This window comes from Candidatus Jidaibacter acanthamoeba (genome assembly GCF_000815465.1).
Lineage (GTDB): Bacteria > Pseudomonadota > Alphaproteobacteria > Rickettsiales > Midichloriaceae > Jidaibacter > Jidaibacter acanthamoebae.
The window spans coordinates 51,585-76,505 of sequence record NZ_JSWE01000184.1; the positions used below are offsets into that span (position 1 = coordinate 51,585).

19 protein-coding genes are annotated in these 24,921 nt (G+C 32.4%); 14 read left to right on the top strand and 5 right to left on the bottom strand.

From position 1 onward, the window contains the following. Window positions 1–8: 8 nt before the first annotated feature. On the bottom strand, window positions 9–548 hold the full coding sequence (locus NF27_RS08790; protein ID WP_039458436.1) for an NUDIX hydrolase: 540 nt from the start codon (window positions 546–548) through the stop codon (window positions 9–11). A 134-nt stretch (window positions 549–682) separates the two neighbouring features. Between NF27_RS08790 and NF27_RS08795 the strand changes: the two genes are divergently transcribed. Together NF27_RS08795 and NF27_RS08800 are read left to right on the top strand one after the other, a co-directional pair. After that, the gene (locus NF27_RS08795) at window positions 683–1,498 is read left to right on the top strand and encodes an RnfABCDGE type electron transport complex subunit D (RefSeq protein WP_053332730.1); all 816 of its coding nucleotides are present in this window, start codon (window positions 683–685) and stop codon (window positions 1,496–1,498) included. Further along, complete coding sequence (locus NF27_RS08800) at window positions 1,495–2,868, top strand: DUF2330 domain-containing protein (RefSeq protein WP_039458438.1); 1,374 nt, start codon at window positions 1,495–1,497, stop codon at window positions 2,866–2,868. The genes NF27_RS08795 and NF27_RS08800 overlap by 4 nt, the downstream gene beginning before the upstream one ends. Before the next feature lie 10 nt (window positions 2,869–2,878). On the opposite strand, the gene NF27_RS08805 is transcribed toward NF27_RS08800, so the two are convergent. Further along, the gene (locus NF27_RS08805; RefSeq protein WP_039458442.1) at window positions 2,879–4,579 is read right to left on the bottom strand and encodes a hypothetical protein; all 1,701 of its coding nucleotides are present in this window, start codon (window positions 4,577–4,579) and stop codon (window positions 2,879–2,881) included. Window positions 4,580–4,902: 323 nt separating this feature from the next. On the opposite strand from NF27_RS08805, the gene NF27_RS08810 reads away from it, so the two are divergent. The 7 genes from NF27_RS08810 (at window position 4,903) to NF27_RS08840 (ending at window position 12,860) form a co-directional block, all read left to right on the top strand. Then, entirely contained in the window at window positions 4,903–5,715 is an 813-nt protein-coding gene (locus tag NF27_RS08810) for a hypothetical protein (protein WP_039458444.1), read from the top strand. Between the two features lie 409 nt (window positions 5,716–6,124). Continuing rightward, on the top strand, window positions 6,125–7,357 hold the full coding sequence (locus NF27_RS08815) for a TAXI family TRAP transporter solute-binding subunit (protein WP_204367891.1): 1,233 nt from the start codon (window positions 6,125–6,127) through the stop codon (window positions 7,355–7,357). 164 nt (window positions 7,358–7,521) lie between these two features. Next, window positions 7,522–8,031 carry a CarD family transcriptional regulator gene (locus NF27_RS08820; RefSeq protein ID WP_039458447.1) on the top strand — a complete coding sequence of 170 codons (510 nt, stop codon included), beginning with the start codon at window positions 7,522–7,524 and terminating at the stop codon, window positions 8,029–8,031. A 678-nt stretch (window positions 8,032–8,709) separates the two neighbouring features. After that, window positions 8,710–9,330 (top strand): protein-L-isoaspartate O-methyltransferase family protein, encoded by a 621-nt coding sequence (locus tag NF27_RS08825; protein ID WP_039458449.1) that lies wholly within the window; start codon window positions 8,710–8,712, stop codon window positions 9,328–9,330. A 21-nt stretch (window positions 9,331–9,351) separates the two neighbouring features. Continuing rightward, a complete protein-coding gene (gene rph / locus NF27_RS08830) occupies window positions 9,352–10,068 on the top strand; it encodes a ribonuclease PH (protein ID WP_039458514.1) in 717 nt (238 codons plus the stop codon). Window positions 10,069–10,151: 83 nt separating this feature from the next. Then, the gene (locus NF27_RS08835) at window positions 10,152–10,787 is read left to right on the top strand and encodes a DsbA family protein (protein WP_053332731.1); all 636 of its coding nucleotides are present in this window, start codon (window positions 10,152–10,154) and stop codon (window positions 10,785–10,787) included. A gap of 351 nt (window positions 10,788–11,138) precedes the next feature. Then, window positions 11,139–12,860 (top strand): hypothetical protein, encoded by a 1,722-nt coding sequence (locus tag NF27_RS08840; RefSeq protein ID WP_039458453.1) that lies wholly within the window; start codon window positions 11,139–11,141, stop codon window positions 12,858–12,860. A gap of 32 nt (window positions 12,861–12,892) precedes the next feature. Here the strand turns inward: NF27_RS08840 and NF27_RS08845 are convergent, their stop codons facing one another. Beyond that, the gene (locus NF27_RS08845) at window positions 12,893–13,981 is read right to left on the bottom strand and encodes a mechanosensitive ion channel family protein (RefSeq protein ID WP_039458455.1); all 1,089 of its coding nucleotides are present in this window, start codon (window positions 13,979–13,981) and stop codon (window positions 12,893–12,895) included. Window positions 13,982–14,178: 197 nt separating this feature from the next. Between NF27_RS08845 and polA the strand changes: the two genes are divergently transcribed. The 3 genes from polA (at window position 14,179) to NF27_RS08860 (ending at window position 19,743) form a co-directional block, all read left to right on the top strand. Then, window positions 14,179–16,743, top strand: a complete 2,565-nt coding sequence (polA, locus tag NF27_RS08850) for a DNA polymerase I (RefSeq protein WP_039458457.1) — start codon at window positions 14,179–14,181, stop codon at window positions 16,741–16,743. A 352-nt stretch (window positions 16,744–17,095) separates the two neighbouring features. After that, window positions 17,096–18,091 carry a leucine-rich repeat domain-containing protein gene (locus NF27_RS08855; protein WP_053332732.1) on the top strand — a complete coding sequence of 332 codons (996 nt, stop codon included), beginning with the start codon at window positions 17,096–17,098 and terminating at the stop codon, window positions 18,089–18,091. 353 nt (window positions 18,092–18,444) lie between these two features. Then, window positions 18,445–19,743 (top strand): ankyrin repeat domain-containing protein, encoded by a 1,299-nt coding sequence (locus NF27_RS08860; protein WP_039458460.1) that lies wholly within the window; start codon window positions 18,445–18,447, stop codon window positions 19,741–19,743. 23 nt (window positions 19,744–19,766) lie between these two features. On the opposite strand, the gene NF27_RS08865 is transcribed toward NF27_RS08860, so the two are convergent. Beyond that, window positions 19,767–20,525 carry a hypothetical protein gene (locus tag NF27_RS08865; RefSeq protein WP_039458463.1) on the bottom strand — a complete coding sequence of 253 codons (759 nt, stop codon included), beginning with the start codon at window positions 20,523–20,525 and terminating at the stop codon, window positions 19,767–19,769. An 82-nt stretch (window positions 20,526–20,607) separates the two neighbouring features. Further along, window positions 20,608–21,345 (bottom strand): hypothetical protein, encoded by a 738-nt coding sequence (locus tag NF27_RS08870; RefSeq protein ID WP_039458467.1) that lies wholly within the window; start codon window positions 21,343–21,345, stop codon window positions 20,608–20,610. 217 nt (window positions 21,346–21,562) lie between these two features. Here NF27_RS08870 and NF27_RS08875 point away from each other — a divergent pair, with 217 nt between their 5' ends. Both NF27_RS08875 and NF27_RS08880 read left to right on the top strand, forming a co-directional pair. After that, window positions 21,563–24,205 carry an ankyrin repeat domain-containing protein gene (locus tag NF27_RS08875; protein ID WP_039458472.1) on the top strand — a complete coding sequence of 881 codons (2,643 nt, stop codon included), beginning with the start codon at window positions 21,563–21,565 and terminating at the stop codon, window positions 24,203–24,205. A 226-nt stretch (window positions 24,206–24,431) separates the two neighbouring features. Continuing rightward, window positions 24,432–24,921 (top strand): hypothetical protein (locus NF27_RS08880; RefSeq protein WP_039458475.1); only part of this gene is annotated, 490 nt, incomplete at its 3' end.

Genomic DNA, 24,921 nt, shown 5'->3' on the forward strand with positions numbered 1-24,921 from the left:
AAATTTTCTTAAAGGTATATCCACTTATTAAACATTCTTATAATTGACTTGGAATCGGTAGGGAGTTCCGATATGTCTTTACTTACCCATCTAAGTTCCTTAGATTCATGATTTATTTTTACTTCTTCATTGCTTTTAACTTGAAGTAAAAACCTAATATCATAATGATTGTGACTGGATTCGGTATGAAATGCCGGAATATAATGAATATCGATATCAAAGATTGTATGCGAAACAAGTTCAATACCATTAATTCCGGATTCTTCTTTAGCTTCCTTTAAAGCAACTGAAATTATATCCGGGTCATTATCACAGTGTCCGCCGGGTTGTACCCATGAATTTAGTTTCGCATGGTGCATAAGTAATGCTTTATCACCACTCCTGTTTAAAAGCCATGCTGAGGCGGTAAGATGGCCTGCCTTGTTAGATCGGTCAAAACAATCACTGTTTTGTTTAATAAATGAAATAATTTGGTTTTTATATTCAACTTCTTCTATATGGTGCGAGGTGTAATCATTAAGTAATTCTAATATCTTTTTTCTATGCACGGTTAGCTATCTTGAAAGGTTTTTAAGTAATTTAATAAAAATTATTTAACAAGCCAAGCTCTGAGATATTGAAGCCTTTACTTTAAGCTTGCAAAAATGTTAATATACTAATTAAGATACGGAAATTAATAAAAATGCAAAATACAGAGAATATAAAGAAAATTGATGTCAGGTCATATCAAATGGCTGCACAAGTGCTTTTCCTAACGCTCGGTATATATTTTTTAGATTTTGATATTAATTATTTTAATGTTTTTATCACAATGCTAAGTACAATATTTACTCAGTATATTTGTTGCCTTTTTTTTAAGCAAAGGTTTGAAGCAAAAAATGCGGTAATTACCGGGTTATCATTAAGCTTGGTGTTAAGAAGCAATGATCTTGTAATTTTTATACTGGCGGGAGTAGTTGCGATCCTTTCAAAGTTTATTATCAGGTTTAATAATCGTCACATATTTAATCCAGCAATTTTTGGATTAATCAGTGTATTATTATTTTCAAATTCCGCCTGGATATCGCCTGGGCAGTGGGGAACTTTATCTTGGGTGCTGGCACTCTTAATTATAATTGGGTTGTTTGTCGCAGTGAAATCAAATAGACTTGATGTCGCTTTAGCTTTTATTTCTACATATATAGTATTAACCGGTGTGCGCGGATTTTGGCTTAATGAGCCTTTAAATCTTATTTTTTATCAATTTGAAAACGGGGCGGCATTTTTGTTTACGTTTTTTACTATTTCCGATCCGAAAACTACGCCTCAAACTTCCTCTAAGCGAATAGTATTCGGTATTATTGCCGGGGTTTGGGCAATGATACTAAGATATTATTTTTATAATCCGTATTATATTGTGTACTCTTTAGCCTTAACTTCAGGCATGATATTACTGATCAAAATTATTCTTTCTTTTGAGTACCCAAAAATTTTTAATAAAATGAGCAAAGCACTATGAAAAAAATTATTTCTAAACTGTTAATTACTTCAGCCTTTCTTTCAGTTTTTACCGCAAATAATGCAAATGCATTTTGCGGATTTTATGTTGCTAAAGCTGATACAAAAATTTTTAATAAGGCATCTAAAGTAGTAATTACCCGCAACGAAGATAAAAATGTAATAACCATGGCGAGTGATTATACAGGCGATGTTAAAGAGTTCGCGATGATTGTTCCGGTGCCGGTTAGTATAGCTAAAGAGCAAGTGCATGTAACTGAAAATAAAATAGTAGATCACTTGGATGCTTTTACTTCTCCCAGGCTTGTAGAGTATTTTGATCCAGATCCTTGTAGGAAAGAGGAAAGATTTATAGCATTTTCTGCTGTAGGCAAGATGGCTGGAGGCGGTAATTCCACAGCGTCACTTGGGGTTACGATTGAAGAAGAATATACGGTCGGTGAATATGATATAGTAATTTTATCAGCAAAAGAGAGCGGTGGGCTCATTCAGTGGCTAAATCAAAATGGTTATAAAGTTCCGCATGAAGCTAAAGATGTAGTGATGAGTTATATAAAGCAGGGAATAAAATTTTTCGTTGCTAAGGTAAACCTTGCCGAGTATGAAAAGCTTGGGCATAAATATTTAAGGCCTATTCAGGTTGCTTTTGAATCCAAAAAATTTATGTTGCCGATTAGGCTCGGTACCGTTAACGCAGACGGCGCGCAGGAATTATTTATTTTTACTTTAACTAAAAATGGCAGGGTTGAGCCGACCAACTATAGGACTTCGCGCATACCTACCGATATAAATGTTCCTCTCTTTGTCAGAAAGGAATTCAATAATTTTTATAAAGCTCTTTTTGATGAGCATATTAGAAAAGAGAATATGCAGACAATAATGCTTGAATATGCTTGGGATATGGGATGGTGTGATCCATGTGCTTCAGAGCCGATTGCACCTGAGGAATTAAGAGAGCTCGGAGTATTCTGGGTGGAAAGCCTACTTAATACCGGTGCAAGCGATTCTTTTGCGTCAGGGAGTGTAGGAAAAAGATTTATTCAGCCGGTTAATGACGTGTTTGTAACCAGAATGCATGTCAGGTATGACCTTGAACATTTTCCGGATGATATAGTATTTAACGAAACCAAAGACAAAACTAATTTTCAGGGCAGATTTATTATGAATCATCCTTGGAACGGGGAAAGCAGCTGTGAAGAAGCTAAGAAATATAAAGACGGCTTAGGTGCGAGATTTGAGGAAGAAGCACAAAACCTTGCGAAACTTACTGGGTGGAAAATAGAAGATATTAGAGAGAAAATGAAAAAAGACGGCCAAACTACTTTCAAAAAACCTGTTAAGTGGTATGAAAGAATCTGGCCAAAAAATTAATTTTTCTGGCTTAGCTTCGGTAAATTCCTTCCGAAGACTTTGATAATCTTCTACCGGTTATAGGAGATAGGTCAGGCATATCCTCTATATCGTCAAAAGAACCGTTTTCGGAGCATGAGTCAATTGAAAAGCTTTGGTTTGGAGTATCATTACTATCCAGCACTTCAGTTAAGGTAAATTGCGTGATATTAAACAACCTTTCGGTTAAAGTATTGCAGATTATCTTGCCGGGGCTTGCAATTATCGTAAAGAAACCATCCGCATATTTTGAGTCAAATTCGCTAAATATATTCATAAGAACTGGAGATAACTCGAGAAATTTTATGTGGCTAACTACAATCTTATATTGGTATTTTTTATCATCTGAAAAATTGATTTTCACTTCGGAATCCAATTTTAATAGCTGACTTAATATTTCAAGTTCCTGCTTATAATTGATATCTTCAAAAGCAAAAAGATTTTTTTGCACCGATCGGCTTGCCTCTAAAATAGCAGAAGGTAAGAAAAATGAAGGAAGAGGAGTATCTAAAGGATTTGCTTCGGTATCTGAACTGGTTAGTGCTTTTACGCGTGATGATTTAGCAGTTTTGATTCTAAAGGGAGAAATAGCATACTGATTTACTTTAGGGATGCACCTTTTTGGTGTCATAGCATCTGCATTCAGGTCGGTATGATAGTTTTCTTGTATTTTTTTAACTAAGCTGTAATTATCTTTAAAACAATGTTTTTTAAAATTATCTTTCAAAAAGAAAGGCGGCTCCCAATTCTTAAATTCTAAATCATGTTGTCCTCTATTAAGTATAAAATCTCTATCTAGCGCCTTGTTTACACTTTCAAGTACTAGTCTGCAATTATGGCAACATAACTTTGTTATGCCGATATATATACTTTGCATATTAATTAAAGAAGTAGTTGCCAGCAGAAAGCTAAGTATTCGCATTTCCGCGTGCACGGCTTTATATTCAATATGAAGCAGCGTATATCCGAAAGCATCGCTAACTGCTAAGCTTTTATATTTTGTTAAATTTAATTTTCTCTTATCCTTTCTGGGAGTCGGTAAATCTATTTCATTATTAATAAAAGCAAGATTTATCGGATGTGTCCTTCCAAACTTAACTAACGTCTCTTCAATCTTAATTAAGTTTATTGCAATTTCCGTGAAAACCGTAAAAAGTTGAAGAGCTTGGGCTGTATCCTCCGGATTTAAACCGGATTCCATAACTGTAGCGCAATGAATTTTTCCAAGCGGATAATTAAGATAATTTTCTTCGGTAATAACTTCCATAGCTATTTTTTGTATAATATTATCAGGTAAGGTAACAGGTTGCACAAACCTTCCCTGAGCCTTTTTTAAACAAATATCTATGAAAAGGCGCTTCCTTTCTTCTAAGCTTGTATTGTTTTGAATAAAATTAGAAAAATATGCCATAATATTTTCTATAAACCTAATTTTTAGGTTAACTTCTTTAGAATTATAGAATACATCATTATCAGTTATAATAATTTTATTATTTACAAATGTTATAGCTGTACATGCTTCGGTTTTATCCTGCATCATGCGGGCTAATTGATCCCATATTCTTTGCTCGGGAGTTAAATCTTCTATATTGGAATGCCTTCCGGTTTTTATTTTTTTAACTTTATCTTGAGGGCTTTTCGGGGATAAATTTTCATTTGGTATTTGCTGTTCACTATCTCTTTTTCTACGCATATTTTAAAATATTTGTACCTTTTGGTTTTTATTAAAAGAAATTATAGCATAAGAAAGTTACAGAAAAATTAAGAGTAAATTAATGAATATTTAATAAAAAATAGCATTTAACTAAAAATTGCTTATTTGAATGTATTGAAAAGTATATTGATATTTTGCTAATTAAATAATATTTTAACAAAGTATATGATAAAAATTTTTAGAATAAATTTTTATTTACTATTTAATATAGAAATATTATGAATGATTTGTAGCCTTATTGAATATTATTGTGTTTATAAACGTTAATAATTATTTTAATGCTATTATTTAAGGGAAATAAAATGAAACGAAAAATGAGTGAATTTGAAAAAAAGAGAGAATTAGAGGAAAAGATTTTGGAAACTTCAAGAGAAAGGCAAAGGAGAGTTAAACCTAGAATTGAAGAAAGTGAGAGTAATGCAAAGCAGGAAATCAGCAAGGAAGAGCTTGAAAAAATTACTGAAACTATTAAAGAAGAAGCTGAAAATACTATGTATTTTCTAGAAAAAGAAATTAATCGATCTGCAATAATCTCCTTCGGTTTAATGATTAGGGAGATAAATCGTATTAAAGTATCAGATGAGCAAGAAATTAAAAATAAAATAATTGCACCTTTTAAATTCCTAATTGAGAAAAAAGATCATTCTCTGTTTTTTAAATTTTTTAAAATTATAAGTATATACACAGTTGCAGCTGACTCAATTATGAAAAAATACTTAAATTCATTTGTTAAAAGTTATATCTCAAAGGAGGTGAAATATAATAAAGAAGAACGCATAAAGTTTTTTGCGGATTTTATTAATATCGATAATGATAATATAAAAGACTACTTATTTGAATGGATGAGTGAAGCTAAGGAATGCAACTTTAAAGTTTATAAAATATTAAAAGAGGATTTAAATGAAGCCATCGATAGATTTACATCAAAGCAAAGCATAGATGATATAGGACAAGATGCTTCAAATAAGGAGAATAGAGAGCAGCAAGATGATAATTTACATGGTGAAAAAGATAAAAGGAAAATAACTTGGCAACAAAGGATAGCAAGAAGAGAAGAAGTAGAGGAGAAAAGAGGAAAAGTTATAAGTACCTCTTCAAATATACTTAACTTATAGCTAAAGCTTGCGGGGTTTCTCCTCTGATTCAAATGCTATTGATCCAATTTGAAGAAATGTTATCTAGAAACTCCTGAACGGGTTGTCTCACGAGGTTAGTATTGCTTACTGTGCAAGAAAGCACAAGAATTATGGCAGAAATAGCGGACAACATTATTGTACCGGAAGTTGCCCCCATGCTATAATCGGAAGAGGCATACCAATTAAACTTACTGCGTCCAAAGCAGCTGCTACCGAACCGGGCTTAGAACCGGAAAACAGATTTTGCATATAGTGCAGATTGATTAAGTTACCATTATAGTTTAATCATTCCCGCATATGCTAAAAAAGCGTTATGGTTCTTGTAAATAATGTAAAAGTAATTCATAAATATAATATGATTATCTGTTTAAAAGTATAAAGGGTTGTAATGAAAAGAGTTGTTTGGTTTTGCTTTGTAAGCTTATTTATAAATATCGAAACTGTGGCTTGCGCACAGAGCACACCAACATACTTGCCTCCGATTAACCTGCCGGGGCAGAAAACTGATGAGCAAATGAATAACCGACAAAATGAATCATCAAGCCCTGAAGTTATAACTAAGCCAAGCGGTTCGGAGCAGCCAAAGCAGGAAAGTATTACTCAAGATATACGCCAAACCTTTTTAACTTTGAAGAACAATGTAAGTAAGCCGATTAACGCACCTAATACCAATATAAAAGAATTAGATAAATTATCAAAAATTGATTTAAAAAAGCCCTATATAGATGATAACTTAATTACTATAGGAACCGGGCCCATAACCGGGGTATATTACCCGGCGGGCGGAGCAATCTGCCGCATGATGAACCGAAAAAGGAATGAGACAGGCTTAAGATGCGCCGTTGAATCATCGCCGGGCTCAATATATAATCTTGCAGCATTAAGAAATGCGGAAATGGATTTTGCAATTGTTCAATCCGATTGGCAGGAATATGCTTTTGACGGTACCTATATATTTGAAAAGCAAGGGCCGTTTGAAAAACTAAGATATGTTTTATCATTGCACAACGAAGCTTTTACTATGGTAGTTAGGAAAGATTCCAAAATTGCAAAACTGGATGACATTCAAGGTAAGGTAGTAATCGGGTATCAAGGCACAGGTGCGAGAGCTACTATGGAAGCGCTCATGCGCATTAAGGGTTGGAGTATTTCCACGTTTAAAAGTGCAACCGAACTTAAACCTGAAGAGCAAATTGAAGCTTTATGTAATAGAAAAATAGATGTTATGGTGGTTTTAGCCGGCCACCCGAGCGGAATGCTCCAGGATGCAATGAGCATGTGTGATACAAAAATACTGAGTGTTGATGACCTTTTAGTGAGAGATTTCGTGGCTAAAAACTATGAATATTCCATGACTAAAATTCCCGGCGGATTATATGTAGGTGAGACGGAAGATATCAACACTTTCGGACTAAAAGCATTGCTTCTGACTACTACCGATACAAGTTCGGAAATCGTATATGAAGTTACCAAATCAGTATTTGAGGACTTAAATAACTTTAAAAAACTTCATCCCGTATTTGTTAACTTAGAGCTGAGTGCTATGATTAATGAAGGTCGTGCTATACCGATTCATCCGGGTGCAATGAAATATTATCAGGAAAAAGGATACGTCAAATAAGTATAACCTTGGCCGGTAATAAAAATATTAGTGCTAAACCTTGATTGTATAATCTACGTTAATCACGTTGTAAAGCTTACTGAATTTTATAAATGATAAAGTTTGTATTTTTTTACAATTATGATAGAATGATCGCGTGGAAAGCTTAAAATTGAGGAAGGTTTATGTTTCAAGTTGCAAGCAAAAAGATTTTTACTGTTGGGGATTCCGTAGTTTATCCCTCCCATGGCGTTGGGCAGATTACCGGTGAAGAAACTCAGGTGATTGCAGGAGTAGAGATGAAGCTTTATGTCATTACCTTTGCAAAAGATAAAATGATTCTTAGGGTTCCAACTTCAAGAGCTATCAAAACAGGTTTAAGGCACTTATGTAATTCAGATGAATTCAGTGCTGTGATGAAGAGCTTAAAAGGTAAAGCGAAAATTGTTAAAGGGATGTGGAGTAAGAGAGCACAAGAATACGAAAATAAAATTAATTCCGGGGATGCAGTAGCAATTGCGGAAGTTCTTAGAGACTTATATAGAAATATTGATGATCCTGATAGGTCTTACAGTGAAAGACAAATTTACGATGCGGCTTTAGATAGATTAGCTCAAGAATACTCGGCAGCAGCTAATATTAATAAAGAAGAAGCCAGTAACCTTATAGTTGATGCGTTAAACCAAGCAGTATAAATTTATAATTTACATAATGTAAATTGTAAAAAAAAGTGGTGACTAAAGTCTTCGATATTTAGATGAACTCAGCTCGGCAAAAATGTATGAATCAATTTATATTTACACCTTTTTGCCTATGTCTATTTATTTTCATATAGGTTGAGAATAAATATTGCTACACGAATGAATTGGAAAAATTTTGAAAATAGCGTATCTTCGCGCCTTGATAGGGGCGCTCTGCCTCGCGATATGCATTTATTCTAATCCCAATTCATAGGTTATTAGCTATAAATCTAATATTTTAAATTTTTAGATATTTGGTTTATTATAAGTAACAGAATTTGCATAAAATAAATAATGTACATACTCCGAGAGAAAATGAATCGAGGCTTAATTCAGTAAGTAAATATTTTATATACAGTAAATTAAGTTTAATCCCTTATACATTTATTAGAATAAGACTTTAGGCAAACTTAATGATGTATTATCGAAAATTATTTAATATTTTTTATGTATATTATTTTTTATATAACCAATAGGCTAAGAGTATTTGTTGTTAGATTTATAGCTTAATTTACTATACTTAATGCGACAAAATTATTAGTAATTTTTAATAGCTAACTAATTAAGCCTATTGAAAGAAAAGGATAAATTCTTTACATTGCTCCTATTAGTATATTTTCTTAAAAGAGTTGAATGAAAGATTTTAATCAAGCCAGAACTAACATGGTTAAAAACCAAGTTATGACAAACAATGTTTTTAATCATAATATACTTGATGCAATGCAAGAAGTACCAAGGCATGAATTTATAGAAGGAAAGTGGAGAGAAATGGCTTACCTTGATACTAGGCTTCCTCTTGATAAAAATAGAAAAATGCTTGAGCCTGCCGTATTCGCTAGAATGCTGGATGCTTGCGGGATTAGTAAAGACGATTCAGTGCTGGATATTGCATGCGGAAGCGGATACTCCATAGCTATTATAGCTAAGCTTGCAAAAAAAGTGATCGGTTTGGAATCAATTAACTCTCTTGCAATAAAAGCAGCAGACTATGTTAAAAGGGAAGGCTTAAACAATGTTGCAATTAAGAGTGGCAATTTATTAGCAGGTGCACCGGAAAATGCTCCCTATGATATTATAATTATAAACGGTGCTTTAAATAAAGCTCCCGACGAACTATTAATGCAACTTAAAAACAAAGGTAGATTAGTTTTTATTGAGCACAGTAGCGGAATAATGAAAGCCGTAAAATATATGCTTATCAACGGCTCATATAATAAAGTTGAGCTTTTTGATGCTTATGCAGAACTATTATAAATATAAAATATGAAAAATATTATCAGAGAAAATAACCGCCGACACAATGAACTTAGAGAAATCAGTTTTGACCTCAATTTTATTAATAATGCAGAAGGTTCATGTTTAGTTAAGTTTGGTAACACTCATGTAGTTTGCACTGCAACAGTGGATGATAGGGTGCCGATGTTTTTAAGAGGCAAAGGAAGCGGTTGGGTGACTGCCGAATATGGTATGCTCCCTAGGTCTACTAATACTAGGATGCAGCGTGAGGTATCTAAGGGAGGTTTAGGTGGTAGAACTCAGGAAATCCAAAGATTAATAGGGCGTTCTTTAAGATCCGTAATAGATTTAAAGCTGCTTAGAGAAAGGCAGATTATAATTGATTGCGATGTAATTAATGCGGACGGTGGAACCAGAACGGCTGCAATCACGGGCGGGTATATAGCGTTATATTTAGCTTGTAAGAAATTATTGGAAGATAGAATAATTTCAAAAATGCCTATTACATCAATGATTTCAGCAGTTTCCTGCGGTATCGTTGATGGGGTGCACTTATTAGATTTAGATTATTTTGAAGACAGCAGCGCTGAGGTTGATGCTAATTTCATTTTAACTAATGATAATAAAATTATTGAAATTCAAGCAACTGCTGAACAAAAATCTTATACGCAAGAAGATTTTTTACGGATGCTGGAGCTCGCAAGAGTAGGGACTAATCAGCTGTTTGAATTGCAAAAACAGGCTTTAGGAATTTAGAGAGAATTTGATTTCGCGATTTATTGCTTGAGTTTTTACTTGCCAGCTTTATATTTAATTGAACAATTATTATGTTATACAATATGTTAAGGAATAAAATTTTTAAAGTATTTGCATTATTTTTAACCCTTCATCCTTTGAGCTTAACCGCACAAGAGCCCGATTACGCAACCAAGAAAACAAAAGAGGAAGTTTTAACCGTTAAAGAAGAGGATTTTTTATTAGGTAATAAAGATGCTAAAGTCAAAGTTTTTGAATATTCCTCGTTATCCTGCCCGCATTGTGCTACATTTCATGAAAATATATTTCCTGTAATTAAAAAGAATTATATTGATACTGGTAAAATCGCTTATGTTATGCGGGATTTTCCGACCAACCATCCGGCTACTCTTGCTACCATGCTGATTCACTGCTCGGGGGAAAGGAAATTTCAATTTATAGAAACCTTATTTAAAACCCAAAGAGTTTGGGCATTCAATATTTCTTATAAAGAGAAGTTACATAATATTGCAAAACTTGGCGGTATATCCGATGAAGACTATAATAAATGCATCAATGATAAAAAGAAAACTGATGAAGTGCTTGAGAGTGCTTACCAAGCTGTAGGGGCGTTAAAACTTGATGCTACTCCAGTGTTCTTCATTAACGGTAAAAAGCTTGAAGGTTTATTGCCTTACAGCAAGTTTGCCGATGCTGTTGAAGCTGAGTTGGTGAAATAAAAAGCTTTGATTACTTGCCTGATTTATTGTTAATAAGCACGCTACCCAAAATGTAAATAGGAATGATATGCAAAATCGATTTTGTAGTATTATAGGGAAGAAGAGTAAGCAAGTGCCAGGGGGGCATGAGTGCCCCTTCGGAGCACGAAGGCGCGCGGTTATGAATTCTTCGAATCCACTTATAAGATCTTAAATGAAAGTAGTTATAATTCTGAGTGAGCATTAAGTTATTAATAATATATTTTCTTAACTTTATTTCTATGAAGCGTCGGGTAGTATGATTGATAAGTATTATTTTGATATTTATAATGTTAATATTAAAATATAAAGCAAGTTTTAGGGAGAACTTAAATGAAATTTTCCGATATTAAGCCTTATGAGCCTGTAAAGCTGGATAATGTTGATTTGGTTAAAAAGCAAGGATGGTTGTGGTTTCAAGATCCTAGCCTTGAAAGTACAAGCGGTAATATATTAACGGAGAGAACTTTTGAAAAAGAAAATAAATTTTATGAGAGTCAAGTAGAGTTTAGAATTCCGGTTGAACCGACAAAAGAAAATATTGAAAAAGCTTATGCTGTGCTCGCGGCTCTCTTTAATGACCCTAAAATTAAAAGCCCGAAAAATGCAAAGATAATTGATATTAATGATTTGACAGGCAAAGGGTTTGCTGACTGGAACCCGGAGGTAGGCGAGGTTCGCCAATATGACCAGCGAGGTAAAGAGATATGCTTCTATGTAACTTGGGATAGGAAGAGAGGTTTAGCTAATGATAAAAATCCGAGAGGAGAAATTACAATTCAGCCGAGCCTTTCTGCCGAAGAATATAAGACTTTTATGCTGACTGCTCTTAAAGCTTTAATTGATGCAGGTGTGGAAGGAGTTGGTTATTATCCGACTCAAGGTGCGGATAAAAGTTTAAGTTCAAGCAGTAGTGAGAGCGAGCTTCCTACAATATTTACTTATCTGGATTTCACTAGTACTGATAAATCAGTATTCCTGCACAAAGCTGAATATGAAGCTAACGGATTTCATAACCCCTTGGCAGATATTCAACTTACCCTTGAAGATTATTTAAAAGCCGGGATTAAATTGGATGATCTGGCTAACATCAGAGAAAGGCAGGTTAAATATCTTACCGAGCACTTTTCTAAAACAAAAGATACATTTTTAAATGAGTTAAAAGTTATAAATCAATATGACAAGATGTCATTTGAAGAATCATGGTTAAAAAAAGTAGAATCAATTTTGGATAACATTAAGAATGATAAAAACCTGAATAATAATCTTAACCAATTAAAAATTTTATTAAGTGAAAAAAGTGAAAGTAAAATAATCGGTGATAAATTACCGCTTGTAAGATATTTAGCTGATAAAGAAAATTTAGAAGAAGGTGATAAGAAACTTTTTGATGAGCTGATAAACTTACCTTCTATAGTTAAAGAAAACGTAGAAAAAAACGTTGAGCAAATCATGGCTCTTTTTCCTAATGAGGTAGATAGAAATCATCTAATAAATTTTGCTTATGATAATCCTGATAAAATTTCAGTTCTCGGCAATACTGCCCAACACTTGAATTCCGAGCAGCGATTACATGATGAGATCGGTAAGGCGGATATCAGACAACTATATCAACAAACAATAGAAGAAAATAAAGCAGCACTAATTTCTAAAAATGCTAAAACTATAATTACTGAGCTTTATAAAGTCAGCGAAACACGTGATGAATTTTCAGAAGCAGTTAAGAGTAACATTAAAACGATGACCGCTACTAAAGCTTTTAATAATAAAGGTCAATATTTCGACAAAATCAGTAAGGAAAAGTTGGATTTAATAGGGAAAGAAGCTGAGAAAACCTTCGATTCTCTAAAAGAAGCAGGAGAAGCTAAAAATGCAATGGGGCTGGTTGAAAAATTGGTTGATATAATGAAATCCGTTATCGGAGTAGATAAATTCAGCAAATCATTAAAACAAAATACCAAAACTTTTTCTGAGGAAAGCAAAAATATTATTGTAGGCAAATTTACCGAATCATTATCTAAAGAAGATCCTTTAAAAATAAGTGTTTCCAAGTAAATATTTAAAAGTTAATGCCTAATTTTATTCCCCTAAATTCTAGCCAATAATGCTTTATTATCATTCGAGAAGACGACCTGGCATTGATGTTTCTTTAAAACGTTAAATACTCCGATCATAACTTCTTGCCTTATATTCGGAAAATCTTTCGTGTCTCTTAGTTTTATTACCGCTTCGACCAGTAACTCAACAAAGTCTTGGCCAAAATCAGTTAGTGCTACTATAATTTTAAACTCATTATCTATATCGGCATGTAACTCAAGAAAATTTTTAATATCCTGGGTAATAATCTCCACCTGATTAATATCAAGTGTGGTTATCCCCATTTTTTCACTGATTTTTCTATGAGTAACTCTTGAGTAGTTAATAATCGAGTCTTTTGAAAAAACTGAATTTTGTACATAGACCGGAACTTGTTCCGTGGTGCGTATCATAGTAATCCTCCAGCCGATTTCCTCAACCGTTCCTCTAAGATTTTCTCCTTTTATCAAGATGTTTTCTCCTATAGCAAAAGGCTTATCAAGATAAATTATCGCAGTACCGAAAAAGTTGGAAAGTAAGCTTTGTGATGCAAAAGCTAAGGCTGCACCCCCGATACCTCCTAAAGCAATTATACCGCTGATGTTAAAACCAAAGCTTTCTAATATTGCTAACCCCGCAATAGTTATAACTATAACTTTAAAAATTTTAGCCGTTAAATCTGCCGTAAATCTATCAAACCTGGTTTTTTTAGTGCCCTTAATACAGTTGTTTTCAAATGCTGAAGTAAAGCTGATCGCTATCCAGCTTATGATGACAATAACGGATATGTTTCTAATTAATGGGGAAAATTTCAATAAATTAATTTTTATCTCGTGATTTACAGCGTCAAATATAAAGGTAAAACCAATTAACCATATAGCAAGCTTTATCGGCTTTTCTATACTGACGAGTAACGCATCATCCCAAAAAGCTTTGGTTCTTTTCGAAATTATCTTAAGCCTATATAAAAAATGGGAAAAGATTTTATTAGAAAAATAGCAGCCTAAAATAATCAATGTTATTTCAAGAAGTATCCAATAATTATCAGTTACCCAGTTTTCTGCATAAGTGAAAAGGTCGTTAAAGTAGGATTTGCTCATATTAAACGCCAAATGGATTAACTTTATACCGGTTATTAAAAGAGTAATAAAATTATCTCAAGATAGCAATGTATTCAAAGTAGTAATTATAAAATTTTTGTTTTTAACCGGGTAACGGTTATTATTGATTAAATTCTCTACACATAGTACTTTGCTTTCAATAAATGTGAATAATTATATTTTAAGTAAAGTTAAGAATGAAAAAATTATGTTTAATTGACGGGTACGGTTTTGTTTTTAGAGCTTACCATTCATTACCTCCGCTAACCAGAGCTGATGGTATGCCTATTTCCTGCGTATACGGGTTCTGTAACATGCTTTCTAAATTTCTTTCCAATGATAAGTCGGATTACTTAGCTGTCGTGTTGGATTCGGGTAAAAAAAATTTTAGACATGACATATTTCCTCAATATAAAGCTAACCGTCCCCAGCTACCTGATGATTTAATTGTGCAATTTCCCCTTATTCGAGAAACGATTGAAGCATTTAATATTACCTCATTGGAAGCGGACGGCTACGAAGCTGATGATCTAATAGCCGCATATGCGAGCGACGCCTTAAAGCAAGGAATGGAAGTTAAAATCATTTCTTCCGATAAAGATTTGATGCAACTTGTATGTGATAATTTAAAACTGCTTGATCCGATTAAAAATGTTGAGATTGGAGAAGAGCAGGTGGTCGCCAAATTAGGTGTTAAGCCGTATCAGGTAGCGGATTATTTAGCCTTAATAGGAGATAGTTCAGATAATGTTCCCGGAGCAAAAGGAATTGGACCTAAAACAGCAATAGAGCTATTATCCAAGTTTGAAAGCTTAGATAATATATATGCAAACATTAATAATATCGAAAAAGATAGGCTTAAGAACCTATTAATCGAGAGTAAGGATATAGTTTATCTCTCTAAAGATTTAACCAACCTAAAGAGAAACTATAATATTGATTGTGATCTTGACGAACTAAAAATAAAAGAGCCTGATAATGAAAAGTTAGCTAAATACTTATATGAGCAAGGGTTTAAATCTTTAGTAAGTAAATTTATTAAAGAAAAAGCTACAGACATCAAGTTTACGCAACCGAAAAGGAATGAAAACTTTATTAAAATTGAAAAGCTAAGCGAAATAAAGAGCCATATTGAGCAAATTATAAGAGAAGGGAAGGTTGGTATCTTTGATAACGGCAATACTTTCTATTTCTCTTACGGTAACTCTAATTATGAAATGCATTATAATAATTATAGTCGACAGGAAAGCTTTCTTGAAAGTGAGTCGATAAACTATAATGATATAATCAAAGAATTTAAGGAACTTTTTGAAGCAACTTATGTGCTGAAAATAGTTATAAACGCAAAAGAATTATATAAAAAATTATATTGCTTAAATATTGAGCTTAAAGCTTTTGATGATATTGCTCAGATATCTTATTCGCTTGAAACCGGAAAGCATTCATGTGAACTTAATGATTTAATAAGAGTTTATCTTGGTGAAGAAGCATCTCATAACTCAGTAACTATATTAAGAATATATGATAATTTACAAGAAAGGCTTTTGCATGAGAAGCAGTTCTACTTATATGAAAGTATTGAAAAGCCGCTTTCTCCTATACTTGCCAAAATGGAGATAAAAGGAGTTAAAGTTGACGGAACATTTTTAAAAAATCTATCTCAAGAATTTAAGCTAAGGTTGAACGAACTGGAAAAAGAAATTTTTAAAGAAGCCGGACGGGAATTTTTGCTTTCTTCCCCGAAACAACTTGGGGAAGTTTTATTTACCGAGCTTGGCATTAAAGGAGGTAAAAAATCTAAATCCGGAACATTTTCAACAGGTGCCGATATTTTAGAAAAATTATCGGATCAAGGCTATGATATAGCGGATAAAATTTTGGTATGGCGACAATTTTCAAAGCTGATTAACACTTATACGGATGCGCTGCCTAATTCAATAAACCCGAAAACCGGGCGGGTGCATACCACATTTATGATGACGCTGACCAATACCGGTAGGCTTTCATCTCGGGATCCGAATTTACAAAATATTCCAATCAGAAGTGATGAAGGACAAAAAATCAGAAAAGCATTCGTTGCGGATAAAGATCATTTAATTATTTCTGCTGATTACTCGCAAATAGAGCTCAGGCTACTTGCCCACATCGCTGATATTCAAACTCTGAAACAAGCTTTTCATGATAAGCAGGATATACATGCAATAACCGCAAGCCAGATATTCGGCGTAGCTTTAAAAGATGTGGATTCCAATCTGAGAAGGCAGGCTAAAACTATTAACTTCGGCATAGTTTACGGTATTAGTGCCTTTGGATTAGCCAAGCGTTTAGATATTTCTCAATATGAAGCTAAGGATTATATAGATAAATATTTTAAACAGTATCCGGGAATCAAAGAATATATGGATGAGACAATAGAATATGCAAAAACTCACGGGTATGTAAAAAATTTATTTGGCAGAAAGTGTTATATTAATGGTATTAATGATAAAAATTATTCTATGCGGGGATTCGCCGAACGTGCTGCAATTAATGCCCCTCTGCAAAGTGGTAATGCCGATATAATTAAGAAAGCAATGGTGCATATGCCTGAGTCAATTCAAGATTATATGGTTTTACAAATTCATGATGAACTGTTGTTTGAAATTCCGGAAAATAAACTTGAGGAATATTCTAAAACTATAAAAAGAGTAATGGAAGGTGCATGCAAAATAAGCGTCCCTCTGGAGGTGGAGGTTCACTCTGCACGCAATTGGGGGAAATGAGATTCTATATAAAAAATAATATTATTCTGATTACCCAATTGAAATGATGATAACATTGCAGGTACTACTTAAGCTTCCGTTAAGTTTTCAAGCATGGAGGAGAAGTTAAAAGGAGGGTATTGCACAAGCTGCATATAGGAGTTAGCAAAGAGGGTTTAATAGTTTCAGATATTATGACTAACCATATAACAGATGACCGTAAATGCTTATAATCTTTATTACAATGCGCAGGTATAGAAAGAATATTCCTTGATACCTATTTGAGCAACAAGGCTTTATATAATAGCTAATAATAATATTTCATGTTAACCTTAATATTTAGTGGTTAAATCACTTTATAGTTATATTTTATATGTTTAATCAAGAACAATGGAATCAGCTGCTTGCTCAAGACGAGAGAGGGTTGCAAGAAAGAATTAAAACTGCATGTAAGCGTCATACATCTATTGACTTAAAAGGGGCAAAGCTACAATTAATACATATTCAAATGATATCTGAGATTTTGCAGGAGAATAAAACTTTAACTTCTTTAAACTTAGATTCTAACAATATTGATTCCGAAGGTGCAGAAAGCATTGCTAAAGCACTTATAAAAAATAAAACTTTAACTACCTTGCATTTAGGATTGAACAATATAGGTGACAAAGGAGCAAAAAGTATTATTCAAGCTCTTATAGAAAATCAAGCCTTAATTTCTTTGGATATGTCCGGTAATCATATAGGTTGTGATGGGATAAGCAATATTACTGATCTACTGGAAAATAACAAAACTATAACTACTTTAGATTTATATTGTAATAATATAGGCGTTCAAGGTGCAAAGCGTATTGCTCAAGCATTAGAAAATAACAAAACCCTTACTTCCTTAAATATAGGCTTAAATAATATAGGCGATGAAGGAGCGAAAAATATTGCGCAAGGATTAGAAAACAATAAAAACCTCACTTCATTAAATATAAATTATAACAATATAGGTAATAAAGGAGCAAAAAGCATCGCTCACGCACTAGAAAAGAATTATACATTAACTTTTTTAGATCTGTATTTCAATCCTATAGATGATGAAGGAATAAAGAGCATTGCTCAGGCTATTGCCGAAAACAGCTCCTTAACTTTTTTAAACTTAGGTGCAAATAATATACATGATGAAGGAGCAGAAAGTATTATTCAAGCTCTAAAAACCAATAGAACCTTGACTGCTTTAAAGTTAGATTCTAATCACATCGGGTATGAGGAGCAAGCAAAAATAGAGCAAGCGCTGGAAAGAAATATTCACGTTGTCTCATTTTTTCATTATAAAGGGTTCATTGGAGTATTAAAAAAAATGTTATCAAAGTTTGGAATATAGTACTAGACGGAAGACTTGTTAAGCAGAAAAATTGCAAGCTGCGAACATCCTTACCTTTTATTGATGTTAGAAACAATTAGTGGATAACTTACTTCACATTCTTCCTTATCGCAACACCCCTTTTACACCATTCCTTACACTTAACTGAGGTTAAATAAGGTAAGAATGTTAAGTTAATAGTATAAGTAAAAAGTCTAAACTAGTTAGTAAAGATAGTTAAAGTATAGCGAATAATAAATAGCTACTATATGTCGCTAAGTTATGGTTTTAACTGCTTAAAATTAATATTTTACGTCTTGATCTAATTTGATTAATTAACTTAAATAATTTTAAATGATTTAAAGAGGAAGAAAATGAGACAAAGAAACCCCCAGCTAAGAGAGATAGACATAGAGTTGTTAGAAGCAGCCCAAGCAGGTAAATTTGATAAAGTTAAATATCTTCATCGAGTAAAGGGTGCTGATATACATGCTCGTGATTTAGGTAGAGGAGTATTAGTTGAAGCAGCTAAAAGGGGAAATAATGAAGTAATCAATTATGTAATGCAGTCTAAATTCTATCATCCAGAACTTACCATAAAGGATATTGCGAGCTGGGCCCTTAATGCAGCGATATATGAAGGGAAAATTAGATCAGCAGAGTTATTGGTAAAATATTATAAGGTACCGGCAGAATCTAATGCTTTTAGAGCTGCTAATGAAAAAGGCTATATAGACTTATACAGAGCAATGATTGAAGTTAATAGGGAAGTTAATAAAGAAGAACAAAACAAATTAGAGTTCTATTTACTAATGGAGGCTATGGATTGTAATCAAGAGGATATAATAAAGTTATTAGTCAACGATCTTAAAGTAGGAGTTACTATACAAACTTTTGAAAATTATATAAATGAAATGAGCCCAGAGATCATAAAGGTTATTTTAGATAATGGCTTCGATATAAATTCTAAATTAACAAAAGAAAATTTTTTTCCGATTCCTGATTACCAATATAGTATACTACACAAAGTTTTATCTTCTAATAAATTAATTGATTTAGCAGAGTATGTAATAAATAAAGGAGCAGATCTAAACTCACAAGATAGTGAAGGGAACACACCATTACATATTCTAATGAAGAATAACGAAATTGATATTGATAAGAGATTAGAATTAGCAAATTTATTAATTGAAAAAGGAGTGAATGTAAATGCACAGAATAATAAAGGAGATACTCCTTTACATGTATTAGTAAGATGTAAAGAAATATCTTATCCTGATAAAAAAAAGGTAGCAGAATTTTTAATAATAGATTGTAATGCTGAGGTAGATATATTTAATAAGTTAGGGAGTACTCCTTATAGTATGTGTCCTGCTTCTTCATTAAGTAATGATATTATAGAAGCTTTTCTAATAGTTTATGAAAGAAAATTAGAAGAAGAAGAGAGGTTGAAAGAAACACAAGATAATAATCCAAAAGCTAAAAACATCGAAGAGCTAGATACTAATTGTGGCGAAGAAAACATAGCAAAGATAGCAGAAGAACCGAGTTATAAAGCTACATTTGTAGATAGAGTAGAAGCAAACTCTACAAGACAAGGCTTTTTTCCAAGAAAGGAACTACTTGGAAATTATATTTCTGATAAGCAGATTGCTTCATGTAATACAAAATAGGTAATTAATTTAGAAGTTATACTTTATCTAATTATCTTAACTCCATCTTTAGCTGTACTAAGAATTCTTTGCTTAAATGAATTTAGATGATTTTGAGGAATATTTTCTTTGTTACCATCTATAAGATGTCCAAGTCCCATTTCCTTTAGAGCAGTATTAAAATCAGATTTAATGCTATCAGTGATATTAAGACAATTCCAGAAAATATTAACTATATTATTATCTATATTTAGAAACAGTTTAAATCCTTCAACACATATTAAGGAATTATATTCATGAGCATATTCATGGATACGATTTTGTTTTAAAAATAACCTGAAAGCCATATAGTCATCATAATGAACCATACGTTGTAAATATTTCATAGAAGACATTTCAGTAATTAATTTAAAAGCGTCTATATTACAATTTACTACTATCCATTTTAATATCGAGCAGTTATCCACACAGAGAAGTTTCCCTATAATATTTTTTCCTTCATTAATCACCTCTTCACTATCATCTCCATAAAGTTCTTTGAGTTTTCTTATTCTAGAATGTTTTAAAAGATAATCTTCCCATTCTCGCTTTAACCCTTCGTATTCGCCATTTTTGAATTTATTAATAAAGTGATTTTTTAATGTATTTTTAGCTTGGATAAATTCTTCATCCTGAGCAATGATTCTAGGTTTCTTTTTAAGTCTGGGAGTTTTCCCTTCATTATCTTCAATAGACTCTGCCCAACTTACTCTTTTTTTAGAGTTAGGCTTTTCTTGATTAGTATGTTTCTCATCATTTTTCATAAGCAAAATACTTTTTAAAGTTAGAAATAGGTTATTGTCGGTTCTCAAATTATATAAATTACATAATAATTTATAATTAAACTCATAACTGATTTACAAAAGATACTTTTTGTTTAACACGGTTATAAAAGGATTTATCATCTGATGAATTAAGCTTAGCAGTAAACTTTTTCTCACTTATACTTTGCTGATCTAACCCTGAAGGGCTGTTATCTTGTCCCTTATTCTCTTCAAGATATTCTTTAATATCTTTATTATTTTCGTTCGCAAGCTTATCAACAGCATCTTTTAAGTTTATTTTAAGTATTCTTACTACCTTTTGAGCATCTCCTCCAATACTTTCAAATATATGCTCGATTGCTTCAATTGTTTGGAGCGGTTTAATACTTGCAAAAAGTTTTAGTATATCGGTTGTCACTCCTCTTCGATAGCTCCCTTTTTCAATCTTTTCAGCAGTCAGGTCTACAAAGCGGTTAATAACTTGATAATTATCATGGCAAACTAATAAAAACTTACCTCTTTCCGTAGTATGGTTTATAAAGTACTTCATCAACTCAAGGTTACCATGCTCTATTGCCCATAAGAAAGGTTTATAATTTGTATATTTGAGTAGTTCATCTATTTCCTTCGGATCAATAAACATTATATCAAGTTCTAGTTTGGCAAGATTTATTTTACCTTTTTCAAGGAAAGAAGGTAAATCAATATCTGCTATTTGTTTCTGTATATCACTTAACATAATTGTTTTGTTTTTCTTCACATAAGTAATTTTTTCAAGAGAATTTTCTTCCTGACTAGAACTTACTATTTTCCTTTTCATACATACCTCATTTAAGTATAAGCTACATACTTATTTTTGATTCTACCTTATCATTTTGCCTTCGCTTTTTCAACTATATGTAAAGATTTTTAATATTTATATTGTTTTAAAATTGAAATAAACTGTTTAACAATATTTTTTATATGTTAATAGTTATTATATTATTTTTTAACATTTGTTTTATTTATATATAACTTGCGAATAAAGTGGTGTCCTTATGAAAAGATGCAAAAGTAGTGATCTTAACCCTGCTTCTTTTAAATTAAAAAAAGATAATGTAGATTATAATGAAATACTAAAAGATAAAATGGAGAATGGTAGTGAAGAGGAAATTCTCCATCTTATAAACTATGTATCATTAACACAGCTGTTAACGGTAAAAGATGATAAGCATGAAAGTAGTGTTTTTTTATGGGCTGCTTCGCGTGGATTTAAAGAAGTTATAATTCAAATCCTTACAACCTATTCAAGTTCATGCGATGTCTTTTTAAACCTTATACTAAAAAATGGAAGTAATGCATTTCTACTTGCTGCTAAGTCCGGCCATTTGAGATTATTGGAATATCTTTTACACATAAAACCTGAATTTATAGATTCGATTAGTACAATAGGAAATAATGCATTTACTTTCGCTGCTTTTGAAGGGCGTTTAGAGGTAATGAAATATCTCTTACATTTAAAACCACAATTCATTGATTCAGTTGATGAAGATGGAAATAATATATTTTTACTTAGCGCTTATGGCGGTCACTTAGAAGTAATGAAATATCTCTTGTATTTAAAACCACAATTCATTGATTCAGTTGATAAAGATGGAAATAATACATTTTTACTTAGCGCTTATGGCGGTCACTTAGAAGTAATAAAATATCTATTGCATTTAAAACCACAATTCATTGATTCAGTTGATAAAGATGGAAATAATATATTTTTACTTAGCGCTTATGACGGTCACTTAGAAGTAATGAAATATCTCTTGCATTTAAAACCACAATTCATTGATTCAGTTGATAAAGTTGGAGAAAACGCATTTCTATTTGCTGCTATTAATGGGAACTTAGATGTAATGAAATATCTCTTAGAGCTAAAACCAGCCTTTATAGATTCAATGGGTGAAGAGGGGGAGAATGCATTTTTAATTACTGCTTTGAAAGGCCACTTAGATGTGATGAAACAACTCTTACAATTAAAACCTGATTTCCTAGATTCAGCAGATAAATATGGAAGCAATGCATTTTTGATTGCCACTTCAGAAGGCCGCTTAGAAGTAATGAAAAACCTCCTGCCTTTAAAACCTGAATTTATAGATTCAGTAAATAATGAGGGGCATAATGTATTTTTATTGGCTGCTATTAATGGGAACTTAGATGTAATGAAATATCTCCTACAACTAAAACCTGAATTTATTAATTCAATCAGTACTAAAGGGAATAATGCTTTCTTGTTTGCCGCTATAAATAATCATTTAAATGTGATGGAATACCTCTTACAACTAAAACCTGAATTTATAGATTCAGTAAATAATGATGGGCATAATGCATTTCTATCTGCTGCTTTAGAAAGTCATTTAGGTGTAATGAAATATCTCCTGCAACTGAAACCTGAATTTATAGATTCAATTAGTACAAAAGGGAATAATGCTTTCTTGTTTGCCGCTATAAATAATTATTTAAATGTGATGGAACACCTCTTGCAGCTAAAACCTGAATTTATAGATTCAGTAAATAATGATGGGCATAATGCATTTTTATTGGCTGCTATTAATGGGAACTTAGATGTAATGAAATACTTATTACAACTAAAACCTGAATTTATTAATTCAATCAGCGCAAAAGGGAATAATGCTTTCTTGTTTGCCGCTATAAATAATTATCTAAATGTGATGGAATACCTCTTACAACTAAAACCTGAATTTATTGATTCTTTAGGCTATGAGGAGCGTAATGCATTTCTGGGTGCTATTATTAATGGGCATTTAGGCATTGTAGAAGAATTGCTCCAATATAACCCTAAACTTATTAACTCGAGGGATAGATTTGGGATTAATGCCTTTCGTGCTCCTCCTAATATTGATATTGCATTACTTCTCTTATCTTATGGTATTAATGAATTTAGACCCTCTTACAACACAAGGAGTGAGTGGTCAGATACTTTGGGACTTAAATGCTCTAGCGATTTTGAAAAGCTTTCTAAAGAGATTAATGATTTTGGTAAATTATTAGTTCATATGGAGACAACCCAGGGTACATGGCTTAGTCTTCTTCCAGCTGAAATACAACATAATATAGCAAGTATTAATCTTGTTAACTTATATCCTAAAATCGGAAAAGCATTTTTAAGTGCCAGCAATGAGAAATATTTGCAGCAATTGAAACAACGATGTGCTAGGGAAATTGTCCGCGAATGCAGATCTATATATGCTGTTCTCCCTGATAATATTGACTATATAAATGAATTAAAGCAGATACAAGGTCAATTTACTGATATGGCTCGCAGTGATCATATAGTAAAAGCTTTAGAGTTCATGGCAACCACAGTGATGAAGGTATATTGCGAGGATGTAAGACCCCATGAGATGCCTAATGAACAGCAGGTGCAAGGTAGAATTAAACAGGTTGTAAATTGGTGTTGTCCTATATTAAAAAGAAGTCAATTTGAATTTAGCAGTTATGTGTTCCCGGAGTTAAGAGGTGAAATTATGAGAGTAATGTACAAAACATTTATGGATCAACTTAATCTTAAAGTTCCAAGCGCTAAAATTGCTATAGAAGAAAGTGTAAAGAGGGTGATCGACGGTATCCCAAAAACGTTTGTAGAGAAGTATAAAAAGACAAACAATACATATATTGCACATAGTTGAGAATTTATCATACTTGTAATGATAGTAGCCTCTTTGAAAAGATAACTGAATTATATGAACTAATATTTATTAATTATTGAGAAAGTAAGTTATAAATAAAAAAAGTTATAAGTTAAGAAATATAAAGGAATTATGGTTTTGATGTTATAAAGCAAGAGGAAGTTGCTTTAAAGAAAGAAAAAGGCAACGTACATTGTCTTCTTAATTAAAAAGTTGGTAGGTGGCTATGAAAGATATAGGTAAATATGAATATCATCCGTTATCCGTGGAAGGAGAAAAGTTTTTTAATAAACATAAAGAAGATATTACAAAAATAATATCAAATTTTGATGATGTTAAACTAGCATATATAGATTTTAGTGCATTGCGTCCTTATTACTTTTTTCTTGGTAAGAGAGGGGCATGGGAAATCCCGATAGGAAAAATTCAATATGCACTAACGAAGTATTACCATAAGCATAATGATGCTTGTAATATTGATATTTTTGGAGCTGAGTATTTACCCAAAAGTGTTAAGCTATTCTATAATGCGGAAGAATATAGAGCAAAGGAAGCTGCTGAGAAAGCTAGAATTGCAGAAGAATTAAAGAAGGAGAGAGAAGGTTTGGATGTAAATGGGCGTATAGAGCTGTATGAAGAAGAAGTATTACTTGCCATAAAACAGGCTTTTGTAGAAATGGCAGGTATTTTCATTAGTCAAAAACAACAAAAGTTAG

Bases quoted from the DNA above. Each gene is read 5' to 3' on its own strand.
- NF27_RS08820 (WP_039458447.1), top strand. From the start codon at position 7,522: ATGTTTCAAGTTGCAAGCAAAAAGATTTTTACTGTTGGGGATTCCGTA.
- NF27_RS08870 (WP_039458467.1), bottom strand. From the start codon at position 21,345: ATGAAAAGGAAAATAGTAAGTTCTAGTCAGGAAGAAAATTCTCTTGAA.
- NF27_RS08840 (WP_039458453.1), top strand. From the start codon at position 11,139: ATGAAATTTTCCGATATTAAGCCTTATGAGCCTGTAAAGCTGGATAAT.
- NF27_RS08865 (WP_039458463.1), bottom strand. From the start codon at position 20,525: ATGAAAAATGATGAGAAACATACTAATCAAGAAAAGCCTAACTCTAAA.
- NF27_RS08875 (WP_039458472.1), top strand. From the start codon at position 21,563: ATGAAAAGATGCAAAAGTAGTGATCTTAACCCTGCTTCTTTTAAATTA.
- polA (WP_039458457.1), top strand. From the start codon at position 14,179: ATGAAAAAATTATGTTTAATTGACGGGTACGGTTTTGTTTTTAGAGCT.
- NF27_RS08810 (WP_039458444.1), top strand. From the start codon at position 4,903: ATGAAACGAAAAATGAGTGAATTTGAAAAAAAGAGAGAATTAGAGGAA.
- NF27_RS08815 (WP_204367891.1), top strand. From the start codon at position 6,125: ATGAAAAGAGTTGTTTGGTTTTGCTTTGTAAGCTTATTTATAAATATC.
- NF27_RS08805 (WP_039458442.1), bottom strand. From the start codon at position 4,579: ATGCGTAGAAAAAGAGATAGTGAACAGCAAATACCAAATGAAAATTTA.
- NF27_RS08835 (WP_053332731.1), top strand. From the start codon at position 10,152: ATGTTAAGGAATAAAATTTTTAAAGTATTTGCATTATTTTTAACCCTT.
- NF27_RS08825 (WP_039458449.1), top strand. From the start codon at position 8,710: ATGAAAGATTTTAATCAAGCCAGAACTAACATGGTTAAAAACCAAGTT.
- NF27_RS08855 (WP_053332732.1), top strand. From the start codon at position 17,096: ATGTTTAATCAAGAACAATGGAATCAGCTGCTTGCTCAAGACGAGAGA.
- NF27_RS08795 (WP_053332730.1), top strand. From the start codon at position 683: ATGCAAAATACAGAGAATATAAAGAAAATTGATGTCAGGTCATATCAA.
- NF27_RS08860 (WP_039458460.1), top strand. From the start codon at position 18,445: ATGAGACAAAGAAACCCCCAGCTAAGAGAGATAGACATAGAGTTGTTA.
- NF27_RS08845 (WP_039458455.1), bottom strand. From the start codon at position 13,981: ATGAGCAAATCCTACTTTAACGACCTTTTCACTTATGCAGAAAACTGG.
- NF27_RS08800 (WP_039458438.1), top strand. From the start codon at position 1,495: ATGAAAAAAATTATTTCTAAACTGTTAATTACTTCAGCCTTTCTTTCA.